This window comes from Pedobacter indicus, assembly GCF_003449035.1.
In the GTDB taxonomy this organism is placed as follows: Bacteria; Bacteroidota; Bacteroidia; order Sphingobacteriales; family Sphingobacteriaceae; genus Albibacterium; species Albibacterium indicum.
In genome coordinates this window covers 2,401,676-2,418,085 of record NZ_QRGB01000001.1, presented here as the reverse complement: position 1 = coordinate 2,418,085, position 16,410 = coordinate 2,401,676, and the positions used below count along the sequence as shown (strand labels likewise).

Sequence of the window (16,410 nt, the reverse complement as noted above, 5' to 3'; positions counted from 1 at the left end):
TATTAATAGTCAGTTAACAGTTTATGATAATTTTCATAAAATAACTTTCTTTTTTGAGCATCGCTTAGGTTAGAAGCGAATACGCGACCTATACTTTGGAAATAAGAGCTGTCGGAACCGTAGAAGACCCGATCTTCTCCTAAACATTCAAAAGCAAAATCTATCATGTATTCATCATTATTGCTCCCACCCGTATCGACATAGATATTCGGATAATCTTGAAAAGCTTTACACATATACTCCCAATCTCCGCCGCCTCCTAAATGAGCAAACTGGAATTTTGCCTCCGGGTAACGTTTTGCCACATCAACAAAGTCATCTGGAGTTGATGTCGTCAATGCTTTGTTGGCATCATATTTCATCCTATACCCTCCAACACCTAACTGAACCTCTCCATGCATAAAAATGATCATCTTTAAATCGATAAACTTTTCTATAAATGGATAGTATACCGGATCGTTAATCTTAACCTGGTTGTAAAGTCGGGTTCCTCGCAAACCCTGGTCTACACAACGATCAATTTCATCCATCGCCGCCTGTTTATAAAGAGGATTCATGCTAAGTTGTCCAACTAAACGTTCAGGGAACTTCTTCATTGCCTTTATAGCCAAGTCATTAGAGCTTTTAAATTCTTCTGGAGTTTCCTTACGACTTAGCATAGGCATGGCAATAAAAAGTTTCTCAATCCCCAACCGGTTGGCATAATCCAATTGTGAAGCTAAATTCTCCTCTGAAAAATTGGAAGTAGCATACCCGTCAATCTTCCGATATTTTAAAACCTCTTCCATAAGATCATAGGTTTCGATGTCCATTTTCGTCGTGTTCTCCCCAGAAGTGTTCGTGCCACCTATCACAGCATTGCTTGCCAATAAACCAAGTGAAGTTATGGTGCCCTGCTTGAAAAATTCTTTCCGATTTATTTTGCTCATTTTTTAATTCGTTTTGTCTTGCTTCTTAATAATCTCCGCCGATGAGTCTAGTAAATTATTTAACGTATAGCATATCAGCGTATTTGCCAACGGCACATCCGCTGAGTTTCTGATGTTTTCCAGTTTCAATTCATATACATAACCCGGCTTAAGATCTGCCAATTTCAACGAAACCTTTTTTCTGTCTTCCGACAGTTGAATATCTTCTATGTCAACTTCCTTCAAATCGACCTGTGTAGAAACATCAATCCCTTCATCAATGGCTTTCTTTTTATATTCATATTTATAATGATGTACTTTGTAATTAGCAGGCGTTAAGGCTTCTTTAGCATTAACGGATTGCGTGAATGTTAGATCGAAACCCTCTTTAGTCAGACTCATTGTTAAGATTTCCATTGGCATGTTTCCCGTGTATTCGATCTTTTGTATGCCCGAATGGCCTACCCATCCCCCAAATTTAATTTGACCGACCCATAAGTTACCCTCGTGATCAAAAGCCAAACGGTTATTCCCGAAGTTCAGTCCTTGACCGTCAATAAATGGGATACAAGCACCCTGGAGTTCACCAGCGACCTCCTCAAGCATGACACGCACTATTCGGTCACGATTCATTTCGCCTACAAAGAGCTGACCGGCAAACGGACCGAACTTTCCGCCGCTAGCGTCTACTAAAGGTTGTGAAGGTGAATTTGCCATGATTCCCTGAGGAAACAGCACCGCTGCCTTGGTGCGCATACTATCTAATTCACTGATTGAGGCATTAAACGGATCGCGATTTTCCCATTCCTTTTTCCAAACAAGACTTGCAGGATGACCGTAGAAGTGATTTTCCTTTAGATGATACAAGGTGCTTGTTTCCACCCAATCGCTTTGATTATCGGTCACAAAAATATTTCCATTCAAATCAACACCCATGCCATTGGGGGATCTAAAGCCCGAGGCAAATGGTGTTGCTTCCCCATCGGGAGAAAGTTTCATGACCCAACCACGATAGGGAACAACAGAAAACATTTGGCGTCTCCCATCATTACCCTCTCTGCCCAATGGGTTCACTTTACCGCGAACTACCGTGCGAATATTGCCAGCACCGCCAGATGATGAGCCAGCGTTCAAAGCAAAATAAATGTTCCCGACACTATCTCTTACCGGTCCATAATTAAACTCGTGATAATTACCGGAGATACCAAAATCGTCCGCTGCATTTTCATATAAATCAGCTACTCCATCTCCATCAGTGTCTTTGATTCTCGTAAGCTCAGGAAGTTGCATAACCAAGACTTCGTTATTATCAATTGCTAATAAACCGAGGGGTCCCTGTAAGCCTTTTGCGAAAAGTTGCCACTTGTCAGATTTGGGGTCAAAAGTCATAATTTCCCCTCGCATAAAACAAGCGATTAACCGTCCATCAGGAAGAAAATCCATACCACCGACTTGTGCAGAGAGATTTTCTGGTATTTTAATATTTTTTATCTGATATGCTTGTTGTGCATATACTGAAACAAACTGGCAGAAAAAAATTAATGTATATATTAACCCTCTTAGTCGCATCAGTTCTTCTTTTTTTGAAATTGCAAATGAAAGTTTGTCATCTTTACAGTAAATTCTTTAGCTTCATCGGCCGATAATAATAATCGATTGCCAGACCACTCGCCTGCACTCGCCTCATAAAAAACGGCTTCGTTTTCTAAGTTCACAACAAACCATAATGACTCACGAATGTCAGGTATTCTAAACGTCCGGGAAAATCCAGTTCCATTCTCATTAGGATGAATTCTTTCATACACATCTAAGTCATTAATCGTATAATGAAATTCAGGATACTGATCTACTATACGGTAACCTTTGTAAGAAACCTTTGGGACAGTTGCATTCTCACCTATTAAAAGTGGATACTCAGTATTGTCCCGATAGAAGATATCGCCCAATACTTTGGCAGAAGCATCAAAATGTCCTTTCCAAAGATCTGAATTGTCAATAAAATCACCTTTCCAAGCGAATCTCAGCTTACATACCGCTGCATCCCAACAATAGGAAATCTCACCGGGCAAATGTACGGCGATTGCAGCAGGACTAGCGCCTTCAACGAATACACGATACCAGTAAGGTGCTTTCATTTCATAGGGGTGAGGAGGAACATCAACAAGTGTGTCCCGCTCGGGAACTTTCTTTTTTTCGACCACTTGTACGATCTTTTCTTCTATAACACGCATCTCTCCAAACATCATATAACCGTGTCCTGGGTAGGTACAGACATAAGGGTAGGTACCCGGTTTGTTTGGAGCGGTAAAAGTGACTGATTTAGATTCATCGGGAGATATTACTGGAATCGACCATAACACGTCAGGCAGTTTTGGAATAAAATTCATAGCAGGACCTTTCTCCGCTAATGCCAATGCGGCTTCAACAACTTTCTCTCGTGCACCAGGTTTTGTTATCAATAAATTATGACTCATTTCATCCTTGTTCGTCAGCACAATCCTAACTTTTTCCCCAGGTTTAACATTAAATTTAACGACATCGTACTTTAAACCGGGAATAGCTTTGATATAAATGGTTCGTATTGAATTGTCTTGATCTTGAGCATAAGTAATGGCTGTCATTGAAAATAAGGTGAGCACCATAAAAATCACTTCTCTATAGCCCCAAAAATCTTTGTGCATTTTCACTTCGAATCATGTTTTTAGTTAATTCATCAGCCTCGACTTCCCTTAAAGAATCAATTCTAAGTCGACCCGTTAAATAGTCGAGAATTGGCGCATGGGTACCAAAGGCAAATCGCTCTTTTCCATGGGTATTCAAAATCCGATGGAAATCATTTAAAGACCGACCGGATGTGTCCATAAGTACGTCCGCTTTTTTAAAGATACTGCTCATTTCCTCTCGAAGAGTCAGTCCATTCGCAATATTGAGAATCATATATTTTGCGTCGGGAACGAGCTGGATGATCGGAGTAATATTCGCCAAGTTCCATTCGGGTTTTCTACTACCTGCAACATAATCGATATCCATCCATGAACGCTGTCGACTGTCGACCATCCGTATGGTGAAAGCAACAGGAATACCTTCATCGCGTGCCATTTTTACGAGCTCTACCAAAGCAGGGTCGGAGATATCGTAATCATGATATTGAGGATAAAGACGCAAACCTTTCATACCAAATTTATGGATACTTTCATGAAAATCATTTTTCCATCCGGCGTACATGGGATTGATAACGGCAAAAGGTATGAATCGTTTAGAGAAACGCTTGTCAGATCGAAGTTTTTCATGCAGTTCTCTGTTAGCAGCTTGGGAATTTTTATAAAAAATTCCATTCAAATTGCTAATTACAGAAACATTCACCCCGAACTTATTCATCCGTGTCAAAAGTGATTCGCAAGTATTATATTGTAGCTGCTTAAACGGCCAATGACCCACATAAGCATTGATATCTATGAGCATATCTATCTAAGGATTATCATAATTAAGGTTGCAAATGCAAGATAAAAAATAAAATCAATAATAGACACCTGAGATAAAAATTCTAGTTATCCCGACCATCTAAAAAATTTCTATATTGCGAGTAGGAATTTGAGTTAAACTTATGAATATCTTGATGAATACTCTTTCGGTACTCTTAATTGTGCTGAGCCTTTTGCCGTTTATACAACATCAGCATTGGGTGTTTCGTGTGCCGGAATTCATTAAACTACAATTGCTATTCCTGCAGGTCATTGTATTCCCATTAGCATTTGTATTTGTTCAGCCCTCAGCCTTCTTTTGGGTTATACAATCGCTGCAATTCGGATTGATCATATATCACCTCTATATTTTAATACGCTATACCAAGTTTTGGCGCACACAAAAAATTGAGAAAAGCAAGTTCGCTTCAGACAAAATCAAGATTATCTCTTGTAATGTCTATCAATTTAACAAAGAGCATGACGAACTGATCAACCTTGTACAAAACGAAAAACCCGATATTGTTTTGACCATGGAGAGTAACAGCGATTGGGAGCGCTCCATGCAGGTGTTAGAAGACGAGTACCCTTACCAGGAGAAAGTCGCTCTTGAGAATACCTATGGTATGCATTTCTATACAAAATTGAAAGTTATTAACGTTACGACTCATTATTTTGTCGCTGATGACCTTCCCAGTATCGAAGCAGAACTTGAGACAGCAGACGGCTACCGATTTATGTTTTTCGGTGTACATCCGCCACCGCCGAGTCCTACGGAAGAAGAGAATTCAAAAGAAAGGGATGGTGATTTACTATGCGTTGCTAAAAAAATCCGATCATATAATGATAAAGCGGTCGTGGTTACCGGCGACTTCAACAATGTAGCATGGGCGAAAAGTTCTATTCTGTTTAAGAAAACGAGTGAGTTAATTGACGCTCGGATCGGTCGTGGTATCTTATCTACATTTCACGCTAAATATTGGTTTTTTAGGGTTCCATTAGATTTATTATTTCACAGCCCGGATATTATAATCGATAAACTCTTTATTTATCCATCTATTGGTTCAGATCATTTTCCCATTGGATGTACGTTTCATGTTGACAATCAATCAGCGGATAGGCAAGAAGATGAGGTAAAAGAATTGGAAGAAGATGAAATGGAAAAAGTTGACGAATTAATCGAAGAAGGCAACGAAGAGCAAACCGATAACAGGGAGAATGTAGAATAAGTAGTACGTAAGCAGTCTTATCATTATTTTAATTAAATTCGCTGAATGACGACAAATAACTATCTGATATATGGCGCCGGGGGCCATGCGAAAGTACTAAAAGACTTGATTGAAAAAACGAACCTGGAGGTTTACGCTTTTTTTGATGATTCAAACCAGATTAGTGAAATAAAAGGAATAGAAGTACGGCCGTACGATGCTTCATTCGCCCCTGGAAAGCTGCTTGTGTTGGGAATTGGAAATTCACGTGTCAGAAAACTTCTTTTCGAAAAGGTGAAACACGGTTATTCAATTTTGGTACATCCTGACGCTGTTGTTGCTTCAGACGCTATCATAGAGGAAGGTACTGTTGTCTTAGCCGGCGCGGTTATTCAATCAGGTGCGCGCATCGGGAAGCATGTGATCATCAATGCTAACGTCACGATTGACCATGACGCCGTAGTTGGTGATTTTGTAACCACTTATCCAGGTGTTTATGTAGGGGCCGAAGTTGTGATTGGAGAAGGCGCTGTGATTAATCCGAATAGTGTAATCATGCGTTTTTCCGAAGTTCCGTCTTACTATGAAGTAGGGCCGACGGAAGTTGTGGATGGAAAATTATAGTCGAAGAATAATATTAAAAAAATAAAAACATGACAGAGCAAAATAAAAACAAAGTAGCGTTCATTACTGGTGGAAGCTCAGGTATCGGGTTAGGAATTGCAGAAAGTTTATTGAAAGAAGGTTATCGGGTAGCGATTACCTCGCGTTCCAAAGAGCGGGTCGATAAAACCGTAGAGGTATTGAAGGAGATTGGTTCCGGCGAGATAATCGGCTTTAAAGCCGATACCCGTTCGTTTGAACAGCAGAAAGACGCTGTTCAGCAAACATTGGACAAGTGGGGGAAACTGGATGTTTTCGTAGCAAATGCGGGTGTTGGGCATTTTGCTCCAGTTGAAGAACTGACCATTGAACAGTGGCACGAGACCATTGACACAAACCTTACGGGTCCATTTTACAGTATAAAAGCATCTGTAGAAGCCTTAAAAGCTAGTCAGGGATATTTTATCACCATATCCAGCCTTGCAGGAACCAATTTTTTTGCAGGAGGATCTGCCTATAATGCAAGTAAATTTGGTTTAACAGGCTTTACGCAAGCTGTTATGCTGGATTTGCGCAATGCCGGAGTCCGAGTGACAACGATAATGCCCGGTTCGGTAGCCACTGCCTTCAATAATCACGAGGTAAATAATGAAGACCATTGGAAAATACAAAAAGAAGATATGGGTGAAATTGTGGTTGATCTCCTTAAAATGAATAGCCGCACGCTTCCAAGTAAAATCGAAGTGAGGCCAAGTAAAACAAGTTAACTTTTTGGGTCAGATGCAAAAGTTCACTTGCAATCGATGATAAATTTTGTACTTTTAATTGACTCTTAATAAAAGTACCAGAATTATAAGCGGATAAATTATTCATCGGACAAAGAATAAAAAATACAAGGCATTGGATAGAAAATCTTTTTTAAGAAATACAATCATTTTGGCGGGCGGGGTTGCCTTTCTGCCATATCTTCCTTCGTGTAAAGGAACACTGGGCCAGGCAGATATTGTTCTGGCAGAACTGGGAGAAACGATCATTCCTGAAACGACGACTCCGGGTAGTAAAACTTTAGGACTGCATAATTTTATAAAAAAAATGATCGAAGACTGTGGTGATGAAGAACAACAAAAATTATTCGGGAAGGGGCTGGTAGCCTTTGAGTCAAAATTTAATCGTCTGAATGACATTAGTTTTGAAAAAGCAAATCCGACCCAGCGTGCAGAATATCTAAAAACAATCGAAACAGGTGAGTTAGAAGTAACGGAAGAGCGGGAAATGGAAGAAAAAGAAACGATCGAAAAGTTTTATTCTCTCATCAAAAGACTAACAATCCGAGGTTATACCAACTCCAAGTATTATATGACAGAGGTAGTTCCTTATGAACTGGTTCCGGGGCGATATAATGCTTTCTATAAAATAGCATAAATAACATGGCAAATAATAATTCTGGTAATAGCTTTGATGCTATTGTTGTAGGTTCTGGTATTAGCGGCGGCTGGGCAGCCAAAGAGTTTACAGAAAAGGGATTCAAAACCTTGGTTCTGGAACGTGGGAAAGATGTTAAGCACGTGAAGGATTATCCAACGACGAACATGGCGCCTTATGAATTTGAGCACAATCTTGAAGTCCCTTACGCTATTAAAAAAGAAAACCCCATTGTTAGTCGTTGTTATGCGTTTAGAGAAGATGCAATGCATTTTTTCGTAAAAGACAAAGAGCACCCTTATATACAAGAAAAGCCTTTCGACTGGATACGCGGCTATCAGACTGGAGGAAAATCACTGTTATGGGCACGCCAGACACAGCGCTGGAGCGATTTTGACTTTGAAGGACCAGCGAGGGATGGATTCGCTGTTGACTGGCCAATTCGTTATAAAGATATTGCTCCTTGGTATAGCTATGTAGAAAAGTTTGCCGGTATATCAGGAAACAAAGACAACCTGCCTCAGTTGCCAGATGGTGAATTTTTACCCGCTTATCCGTTGAATACAGTTGAGGAGTACTTCAAAGGTTTTCTACATGATAACTATTCCAATAGAACGGTTATATCGGCAAGGTGCGCACACCTATCCGAACCGCAACCTATACATCTTGAACAAGGGCGCGCGAAGTGTATGAACCGGGTGCTTTGCCAACGAGGTTGTCCGTTTGGTGGTTATTTTAGCAGCAATTCATCAACAATTCCTTGGGCGGAAAAGACTGGCAACCTTACCTTAATTAACAACGCAATCGCAGAATCTATCATTGTCGATGAAAATACGGGTTTAGCAAAAGGGGTACGCGTGATTGACGCAGAAACAAAGGAAGTTACTGAGTATTTTGCGAAAGTTGTATTTGTTAACGGATCTGCCGTTAATTCTGTTGCCCTGCTTTTAAATTCAAAATCAAAAGTACATGAAAACGGCCTCGGGAATGAGAACGAACTGCTTGGACGCTATTTTGCATTCCACAATTATAGTGCGCGGATTTCAGCGCAATACGAAGGGGATTTGAATTTTTCAACGGATGGCCGGAATCCAGCGGGGGGTGGTTATATCCCACGTTTCCGAAATCTTTACAAACAGGAGACTGATTTTCTACGCGGTTATGCGGCTGGGTTTAGTGCGCGTAGAAATACATATACAGATCAAGAGGGGATTGGTATTAACCTCAAAGAATCACTAAACAACCCAAAACTAGGCATTTGGAACGTTGGGTCACATATGATGGGCGAAACCATTCCTAAAAAAGAATCATTCATTAAATTGGACGAATCAGAGAAAGACGAATGGGGAATGCCGCTGATACGGATTTCAGTCGACTACGACGAGAATGATGTTAAAATGAAAGCTGATTATCTTGATCAATTTGAGGAAATGTTTGAAAAAGCCGGATTTATTAACATAAAAAGAAATGACGCTACTCAGGCGCCTGGGTTAGATATTCACGAAATGGGAGGGGCTAGAATGGGGCTCGATCCGAAGACCTCTGTTCTAAATGCTTTTAATCAGGTACACGCCTGTAAAAATGTTTTTTTGACAGATGGAGCTTGTATGACTTCCACTTCGACACAAAACCCATCGCTGACTTATATGGCTTTGACTGCGCGTGCGGTTGATCATGCAATTAGTGAGTTGAAAAAGGGAAATATTTAATAGATTTGCGGCGTTAAAAAAGAATAAATAATGAACGAATGGATTTTTAACGTCAAGGAAAGCATTAAAAAGTTTCTGCTTGAGGGAAAAACAATATCGAAGTGGTTAATCCTATTTTTGGACTTTTTAATAGTATCCTGGTCGTTTTCATTCTCTTTTCTACTTGTAAAAGGCTTCAATTTCGTTGAGATTGACCAGAACCGGTTCTTTGTTTACGTAGGTGTATTTTGTATAACTGCGATGATTGTTCTCTATTTTGGCAGGATGCATACCGGTTTGCTACGCTATTCTAATAGTGTAGATTTGATTCGTATATTCTCTGCGTCCGTTACATTCTCTGTAGCGTTCCTAATCTTAATCCTACTTTTTGGTTCGTCTGTTATTGACGGTGCATATGTGAATCTATTTTTGATTGTATTAATCAATTTTTTTATTTGCACCTCCCTGCTTGTCATGCTTCGAATCACAGCTCGAAACACGTATCAGTTTTTAACTAGGAGGTTCGCTGGGCGTGATTTTGTTCGCACACTTATCTATGGGTCAGATAGAAATGCTGTATTGGTTAAACAGGCACTTGAAGCAAACCGCGAAGTAAACTATGTTGTAGTCGGTTTTATTGATACCAACCGAAAGAGGCTCTATAGCTATATGGAACAAAAAAAAGTATATCACTTTAAGGAACTTCCGGAGCTAAAGAAATATAAGAAGATTGATCAATTGGTCATTGTTCATGAGAACTTGGACGAACGCTCAAAAAAGGTTGTTATTGAGCGCGCGATTAGACTAGGTATTAAGATAATCACAGTTCCACCAACCAGTGAATGGCTTTCCGGCACACTCGATAAAAAACAGATGCAGAAACTTAAGATCGAGGATCTTTTGCAACGAAAACCTATCAAAATTGATCAAAGTAAAGTTAAAGATGATCTCTGTGGAAAACGAGTATTAATTACTGGTGCGGCGGGCTCTATAGGATCTGAAATTGTGCGACAAGTTATGGGCTACAATCCGGCGCTTTTGATATTGTGTGATAATGCTGAAAGCCCCCTACATAGCATTCAATTAGAGATCGAAGAAAAATTTCCAGACGGGAATATAGAAGTTGTTATATCGGACGTAAGAGACGAACGTCGAATGGAAAAGCTTTTTAAAACTTGCTTGCCACAAGTCGTTTATCACGCAGCTGCATATAAACATGTACCTTTAATGGAAAACAATCCATTTGAAGCCGTTGGGGTGAATGTAGGTGGAACGAAACATGTAGCGGATCTTGCCGTGAAGTACAAAACTGAAAAGTTTGTGATGGTATCTACTGATAAGGCAGTTAACCCGACAAATGTAATGGGTGCTTCCAAACGTTTAGCGGAGATATACATTCAGTCTTTAAATGAGCATCCAGAAAATAGCACACGGTTTATAACCACGAGGTTTGGCAATGTATTAGGCTCTAACGGATCCGTAATACCTCGCTTCAGGTCTCAAATTGAAAAAGGAGGCCCTATTACCGTAACGCATCCTGAGATTACTCGCTATTTTATGACCATCCCTGAAGCTGTACAGCTTGTGTTGGAGGCGGGCACGATGGGTCAAGGCGGCGAGATTTTTGTATTCGATATGGGCAAACCAGTGAAAATTATTGATATGGCTAAAAAAATGATTCAACTGGCAGGGTTTGAGGAAGGCAAGGATATTAAAATTGTATTTTCAGGTTTAAGGCCAGGTGAAAAGCTATACGAAGAGCTTCTCGCCACGGCTGAGTTGACTTTGCCGACCCACCATGAGAAAATCAGTATCGCGAAAGTTCGAGTCTATCCTTATGAAGATGCCAACAAATCGATCTGTGACCTTATCGCTGTCACGAAATCCAAAAAAAATGAGGAAATTGTTCGAAAAATGAAGGAAATTGTTCCTGAATTCCTAAGTAAGAATTCCATTTATGAGCAACTCGATCAGCCATCTTCCTAATAACAGCCCTTCTTCGCATCATCCCAAAAGTGATTCTTCTTTTAAACAGGGTATTGTAGACGCTCATGCCCACTTCTGGGACTTAAGCCGTTTGGAATACCCATGGTTAGATGAGGTTCCGGCAATAAAAAGGGACTACTTCCCGAAAGATTATACTGATCAAATCAAAGATATCCCAGTCGCAGAAATTGTTTTCGTACAAAGCGATTGCGCTTCAGAACAAAGCCTAAAAGAAGTTGAGTTTGTTAGTCGACTCGCTTTGCAAGAAACTCGAATCAAGGGAATTGTTGCGCATAACCCGATTGATAACATCCATCGTGCTATCAAAGAACTAGATATACTAAAAACCAATCCGTTGGTCAAGGGAATAAGATGCATGTTTAAAGATTCCGGTCGATTTCTTTCGTCTCATGCAATTGACGTTCTTAAAATTCTACCTTCCTATAATTACCCCTTCGATATTTGCATCCAATTCAATGATCTACCCAATATAATCAAGATGATCGAGCAATGCCCCGATACTTGTTTTATAATCGATCATTTAGCAAAACCAGTTATTGACGAATCTCGATTTGAGGAATTTCAACAAGAAATGGATGTCTTAGCTAGTTTCCCTAATGTATTTGCCAAAATAACGGGTCTAATCACAGAAGCAGGGCCGCATTGGTCGACAGAGCAACTAAAACCATACATAACGTATGCAATAGAAGCCTTTGGCCATCACCGTCTGATGTTTGGTAGCAATTGGCCTGTCTTGCTTTTGAACGGAACATTCAATAACTGGTACGAAATGGTTGACTCATTTATGCATTCCTACTCGGATGACGAAAGATCTCAACTATTTCGCAAGACAGCAGAAGTAGTCTATCGGCTTAAATAACAATAATTTAAGCTGTTCTTCATTCATTTATAACAGAAAAGTTATTTTCATTGGCATAGTTTTTTCTCTTATTGGGTTTTACGAAGAACTAAAATATTGACGCTATGAAAAAGTTATTAATCGGATGCCTACTGGGACTAGGAGTCTCAGTATCTATTTTACCAGCATGTAGTAATGCCGATGGTAAAAAATCAGAAGAAATGGCTCAGCGCTACGAAATAGAAAAACGGATTAAAGATAGTTTGCGTCTTGATAGCTTTGAAAGAGCCGAAGCTGCAAAAAACGCATTAGAAGAAAAGCAAGCACGGGAAGAAGCCGCTGCAGTACAATCGTCTAGCTACTCGTCCTCGTCTAGTCAGGCACAGTATGCTTCAGACAATGACTATACCGCAGCTGACAACGATTATCAATATCCAGTAGTTGAAAAGAAAAAAGGCTGGAGCGATGCAGCTAAAGGAACCGCTATTGGCGGTGCCGTAGGAGCTGGAGTAGGTGCTTTAATTGATAAGGATAAACGAGCACGCGGTGCTATTATTGGTGCTGCAATTGGTGGCGGAAGTGGATATGCGATTGGCCGTAAGAGAGATCGCCAAAGCGGACGAGTACAGAAATAATAAAAATGCAGAAAATAAATAGTATTTTAGTATAAATAAAAAGCCCTTCCGGAATCAATTCAGGAGGGGCTTTTTTCTTTTTTTACAAATTATTTTTGCAATTAATGATATATTAGTATTCTTATCCCAAATTTATTGGGTAAACATAAATATACTAATCATTCAAAGCTATTTATATGAATATCAAAAAACATGTTATCCGGATCTTAGTCCTTTTTATTTTTATGGCAAGCGTGATTACTTCCCATGCTCAGAACCAGAAAAAAGATCAAATATTTGACGGGAAAACACTAAATGGTTGGAAGCAATTAACAGGTAGCGCAACTTACGAGGTTGTAGATGGGATGATCGTAGGAACAACAGTTTCTGGCTCCCCCAACAGCTTCCTGGCTACGGAAAAAGAATACGGAGACTTTATCTTGGAACTCGAGGTAAAGATAGAAGGTGCTAAAAACAATTCGGGTATCATGACAAGAAGCCACTACGACCCTCAGGGCAACAAAGGTGCTGGAAAGGTATTTGGCAGGCAAGTCGAGGTAGATCCAACCGATCGTAAATGGTCAGGAGGAGTGTATGATGAAGCTAGAAGGGGATGGCTCTATCCGCTCGATCTCAACGAGGCTGCTAAAGAAGCTTTTGACGTCAGTAAATTCAATCATATACGGATCGAATGTATCGGAGATGAAATTAAAACATGGGTCAATGGAATTCCAACAGCCCATGTTATCGATACAGTTGACCGCGAAGGCTTTATAGCTTTGCAGGTACACTCAATTCGGAAAGATCATCAACCTGGAGAGAAGGTTTATTTTAAGAATTTGAAACTAAAAACGCATAAACTCAAGCCAAAAGCTTTCCCTTCTGATATAGAAGTAGTTGATTTAAGAAAGGCAGACGCTAAGTAATAAAAATAATACCTAAGTAATCTAGCAAATCCTTGTGTATGTGTAGAAAGTACACTATATTTGTAGTATCATAATTTAGGTTTATAATTGGTTAGTAAAGGTTCCCATTCTCCCCGTTTGGGAACCTTTCTTTTTTAATACAATTTTCCACTTTTAAACCTCGTGCTTTTTAAACTTTATAACTGCATGATACAATACTGAAGTCCATTTGATATCGATTTGGGTAGTGAGCAAGTTTTAATCTCTACAGCAAACGACTCTCATTTTTAATTTTATATTTATTTTTGCTTTTTCTTAGAAATATATCGATGGTTTGTTATATTCGTGATTAATCTGATAATGAAAAAGCCAATCTTAGTAATAAAATTCGGAACAGCCTCAATAACCAACCAGAATGGTGACCTAACTGATAAAGTGATAGCCGAGATAGCAAGACAGGTATCAACTATTCACAATCAATATCGTATCGTTTTGGTTTCTTCAGGGGCTGTAGCGGCTGGTAAATCCTACATCAATAATTATAAGCAGCGATTAAGCGAACGTAAAGCCGCCGCCGCTATCGGTAATACTTTGTTACTAAACAAGTACTCAGATTACTTCAGACCTTATGGTATTTCAATTGCACAGAGTCTTTGTGAACGAAACCATTTTTCTAATCGAAATCAATTCTTACAATTAAAGAAAACCTATGAAAAGCTTTGGGATAATGAGATTATCCCTATAGCTAACGAAAATGATGTGGTGAGTAATTTGGAATTGAAATTTTCGGATAATGATGAATTAGCAACCTTAATAGCTGTCGGTTTTAATGCTTCACTATTATTGTTCAGTACCTCCGTCCCGGGCGTTTTGGATGAACACAATCAACTTATCAGGGAACTGGATACGAGCAATAAGGATCTATTAGATCTCGCTCGAAAAGAAAAATCAGCATCGGGCTTAGGGGGGATGACGTCTAAACTTACGTATACCCGCTTAGCAAATCAGATGGGAGTCCAGACAGTTATCTTTGGCATTAATACACCAGATGGAATACTGAAAGCCCTTAATAATGAAACCGGCACGGTATGCAAGGCACGTTTTTGTTCCATGTCAGCTAAAAAACGTTGGTTGGCGAGCGGAAGTTTGATTAAAGGAAAGGTGCGGATCGATCCGGGTGCGCAACGGGCATTGACTAAGCGGTCAAGTCTATTAGCCGTAGGCATACAAGAGATTATCGGAGACTTCGAAAAAGGAGAGGTTATTGAAATGATCGATCAGGACGATACGACGATCGCGGTAGCAAAAACCAAGGTATCATCTTCATTTTTAATGAACAATCTGAATAAGCAAAACCTGGAAGTTGCTCATGCTGATGACCTGGTATTGATTTAGAGGTTGCGGATGGTATCGAGCGGGATGCACGATGAAAACAAGAATTATAGCGATGATTTTACAAATATGGACACGATAGCAAATATGGACACGATAGAAGGATATTTAAAAAGTGCTGTTAAAGCAATTCGTTCAGTACAATTGCTAGCAGATGAAACGCGGGTTCAAATATTAGAGGACCTCTCTAACAGGATCCAAAGATCCAAGGATTTGATTTTGAAGGAAAACAAATTGGATCTGGATAAAATGGATGATACAGATCCTAAAAAAGATCGTCTGAAGCTGACTAGTGAGCGGATTGATGACCTCTCTCAGAGCTTAATTGAAGTCAGCCAGTTAGCTAATCCGGCCAACCAACAGATCCTTGAAAAAGAACTTCCAAATGGATTGATGATCAAGAAGAAGACAGTACCGCTAGGCGTAGTCGGCGTCATTTACGAATCACGACCGAATGTAACGATCGATGTCGCTTCCCTTTGTCTGCGATCGGGCAATGTTTGTTTATTACGAGGAGGAAGTGATGCCTTTTATACGAATCAGGTTTTGGTAAAGCTGATACATGAATCATTGAAGTCCTTTGACGTTGACGAGAATATTGTACAGTTACTGCCAGTCGACCGGAAGTTTGTAGACGAGCTGTTAAATGCAGATCGCTACGTTGATATTATTATTCCGCGGGGTTCACAGACTCTAATTGATTTTGTAAGAGATCATTCCAAAGTACCTGTGATAGAGACCGGAGCAGGGGTCTGTCATACATACGTTGAGTCGACAGCCAAGCTTGATGATGCCGCTTCCATCGTTGTAAATGCCAAAGTATCGAGGCCATCGGTATGTAATGCGCTGGATACTGTCATCATAGATCGGGCTATCGCGGACAATTTTCTAGGTTTGGTTGCCCCGAAATTAAGTGCCCATGATGTTGAGATATTCGCTGACGAAGAGTCTCACTCTATTTTGGAAAAGGCTAAATACCCTTTATTAAGAGCTGCTGACCCAGATGATTTTGGTCGTGAATTCTTAGCACTGAAATGCTCTGTAAAAATTGTCGATGGGGTAGACGAGGCGCTTGATCATATAGCAGCATATTCATCGAAACATTCGGAGGCTATTGTTTCCGAAGATGTATCTGTGCAAAACCGATTTCAAAATGAAGTAGACGCAGCTGCAGTATATGTTAATGCGTCAACCCGGTTTACTGATGGTGGCGTCTTCGGCTTAGGTGCCGAAATTGGAATTTCGACACAAAAGCTTCACGCACGCGGACCTTTTGCTCTTGAAAAGTTGGTAACTGAAAAATGGCTTATCGAGGGAAATGGTCAGGTTCGGTAAATATCGTCGGGAACAGAACTTTTAAATCA

The 16,410-nt window shown here is 40.0% G+C and carries 15 protein-coding genes; 11 read left to right on the top strand and 4 right to left on the bottom strand.

What is annotated here, in order from left to right:
* Nucleotides 1-2 precede the first annotated feature (2 nt).
* The 4 genes from D3P12_RS10700 to D3P12_RS10685 are packed head-to-tail and all read right to left on the bottom strand — an operon-like array spanning nucleotide 3 to nucleotide 4,370.
* Nucleotides 3-929, bottom strand: coding sequence for an amidohydrolase family protein (locus D3P12_RS10700; RefSeq protein WP_118195361.1), 927 nt, complete (start codon nucleotides 927-929; stop codon nucleotides 3-5).
* A 3-nt stretch (nucleotides 930-932) separates the two neighbouring features.
* Nucleotides 933-2,477, bottom strand: coding sequence for a DUF7133 domain-containing protein (locus tag D3P12_RS10695; protein WP_118195359.1), 1,545 nt, complete (start codon nucleotides 2,475-2,477; stop codon nucleotides 933-935).
* On the bottom strand, nucleotides 2,477-3,589 hold the full coding sequence (locus D3P12_RS10690) for a plastocyanin/azurin family copper-binding protein (protein ID WP_245977483.1): 1,113 nt from the start codon (nucleotides 3,587-3,589) through the stop codon (nucleotides 2,477-2,479). Before D3P12_RS10690 ends, D3P12_RS10695 begins: the two co-directional genes overlap by 1 nt.
* The gene (locus tag D3P12_RS10685; RefSeq protein ID WP_118195357.1) at nucleotides 3,564-4,370 is read right to left on the bottom strand and encodes an amidohydrolase family protein; all 807 of its coding nucleotides are present in this window, start codon (nucleotides 4,368-4,370) and stop codon (nucleotides 3,564-3,566) included. The genes D3P12_RS10690 and D3P12_RS10685 overlap by 26 nt, the downstream gene beginning before the upstream one ends.
* A 142-nt stretch (nucleotides 4,371-4,512) precedes the next feature.
* Here D3P12_RS10685 and D3P12_RS10680 point away from each other — a divergent pair, with 142 nt between their 5' ends.
* The 11 genes from D3P12_RS10680 (at nucleotide 4,513) to D3P12_RS10630 (ending at nucleotide 16,381) form a co-directional block, all read left to right on the top strand.
* Nucleotides 4,513-5,598, top strand: a complete 1,086-nt coding sequence (locus tag D3P12_RS10680; RefSeq protein ID WP_118195355.1) for an endonuclease/exonuclease/phosphatase family protein — start codon at nucleotides 4,513-4,515, stop codon at nucleotides 5,596-5,598.
* 45 nt (nucleotides 5,599-5,643) lie between these two features.
* Nucleotides 5,644-6,201: a PglD-related sugar-binding protein gene (locus D3P12_RS10675; protein WP_118195353.1), complete on the top strand. Its 558-nt coding sequence runs from the start codon at nucleotides 5,644-5,646 to the stop codon at nucleotides 6,199-6,201.
* Between the two features lie 29 nt (nucleotides 6,202-6,230).
* Nucleotides 6,231-6,947, top strand: a complete 717-nt coding sequence (locus D3P12_RS10670; protein WP_118195351.1) for an SDR family oxidoreductase — start codon at nucleotides 6,231-6,233, stop codon at nucleotides 6,945-6,947.
* A 133-nt stretch (nucleotides 6,948-7,080) separates the two neighbouring features.
* Nucleotides 7,081-7,602: a gluconate 2-dehydrogenase subunit 3 family protein gene (locus D3P12_RS10665; RefSeq protein ID WP_157970318.1), complete on the top strand. Its 522-nt coding sequence runs from the start codon at nucleotides 7,081-7,083 to the stop codon at nucleotides 7,600-7,602.
* Nucleotides 7,603-7,607: 5 nt separating this feature from the next.
* The gene (locus D3P12_RS10660; protein WP_118195347.1) at nucleotides 7,608-9,311 is read left to right on the top strand and encodes a GMC oxidoreductase; all 1,704 of its coding nucleotides are present in this window, start codon (nucleotides 7,608-7,610) and stop codon (nucleotides 9,309-9,311) included.
* A 30-nt stretch (nucleotides 9,312-9,341) separates the two neighbouring features.
* Nucleotides 9,342-11,276, top strand: coding sequence for a polysaccharide biosynthesis protein (locus D3P12_RS10655; RefSeq protein WP_118195345.1), 1,935 nt, complete (start codon nucleotides 9,342-9,344; stop codon nucleotides 11,274-11,276).
* Complete coding sequence (locus tag D3P12_RS10650; protein ID WP_118195343.1) at nucleotides 11,248-12,156, top strand: amidohydrolase family protein; 909 nt, start codon at nucleotides 11,248-11,250, stop codon at nucleotides 12,154-12,156. Before D3P12_RS10655 ends, D3P12_RS10650 begins: the two co-directional genes overlap by 29 nt.
* Nucleotides 12,157-12,260: 104 nt before the next feature.
* Nucleotides 12,261-12,770: a YMGG-like glycine zipper-containing protein gene (locus tag D3P12_RS10645; RefSeq protein WP_118195340.1), complete on the top strand. Its 510-nt coding sequence runs from the start codon at nucleotides 12,261-12,263 to the stop codon at nucleotides 12,768-12,770.
* A gap of 176 nt (nucleotides 12,771-12,946) precedes the next feature.
* Entirely contained in the window at nucleotides 12,947-13,675 is a 729-nt protein-coding gene (locus D3P12_RS10640; protein ID WP_118195339.1) for a 3-keto-disaccharide hydrolase, read from the top strand.
* A gap of 339 nt (nucleotides 13,676-14,014) precedes the next feature.
* Complete coding sequence (gene proB, locus D3P12_RS10635) at nucleotides 14,015-15,049, top strand: glutamate 5-kinase (protein ID WP_118195337.1); 1,035 nt, start codon at nucleotides 14,015-14,017, stop codon at nucleotides 15,047-15,049.
* Between the two features lie 84 nt (nucleotides 15,050-15,133).
* Nucleotides 15,134-16,381 (top strand): glutamate-5-semialdehyde dehydrogenase, encoded by a 1,248-nt coding sequence (locus tag D3P12_RS10630; RefSeq protein WP_118197077.1) that lies wholly within the window; start codon nucleotides 15,134-15,136, stop codon nucleotides 16,379-16,381.
* Nucleotides 16,382-16,410 lie beyond the last annotated feature (29 nt).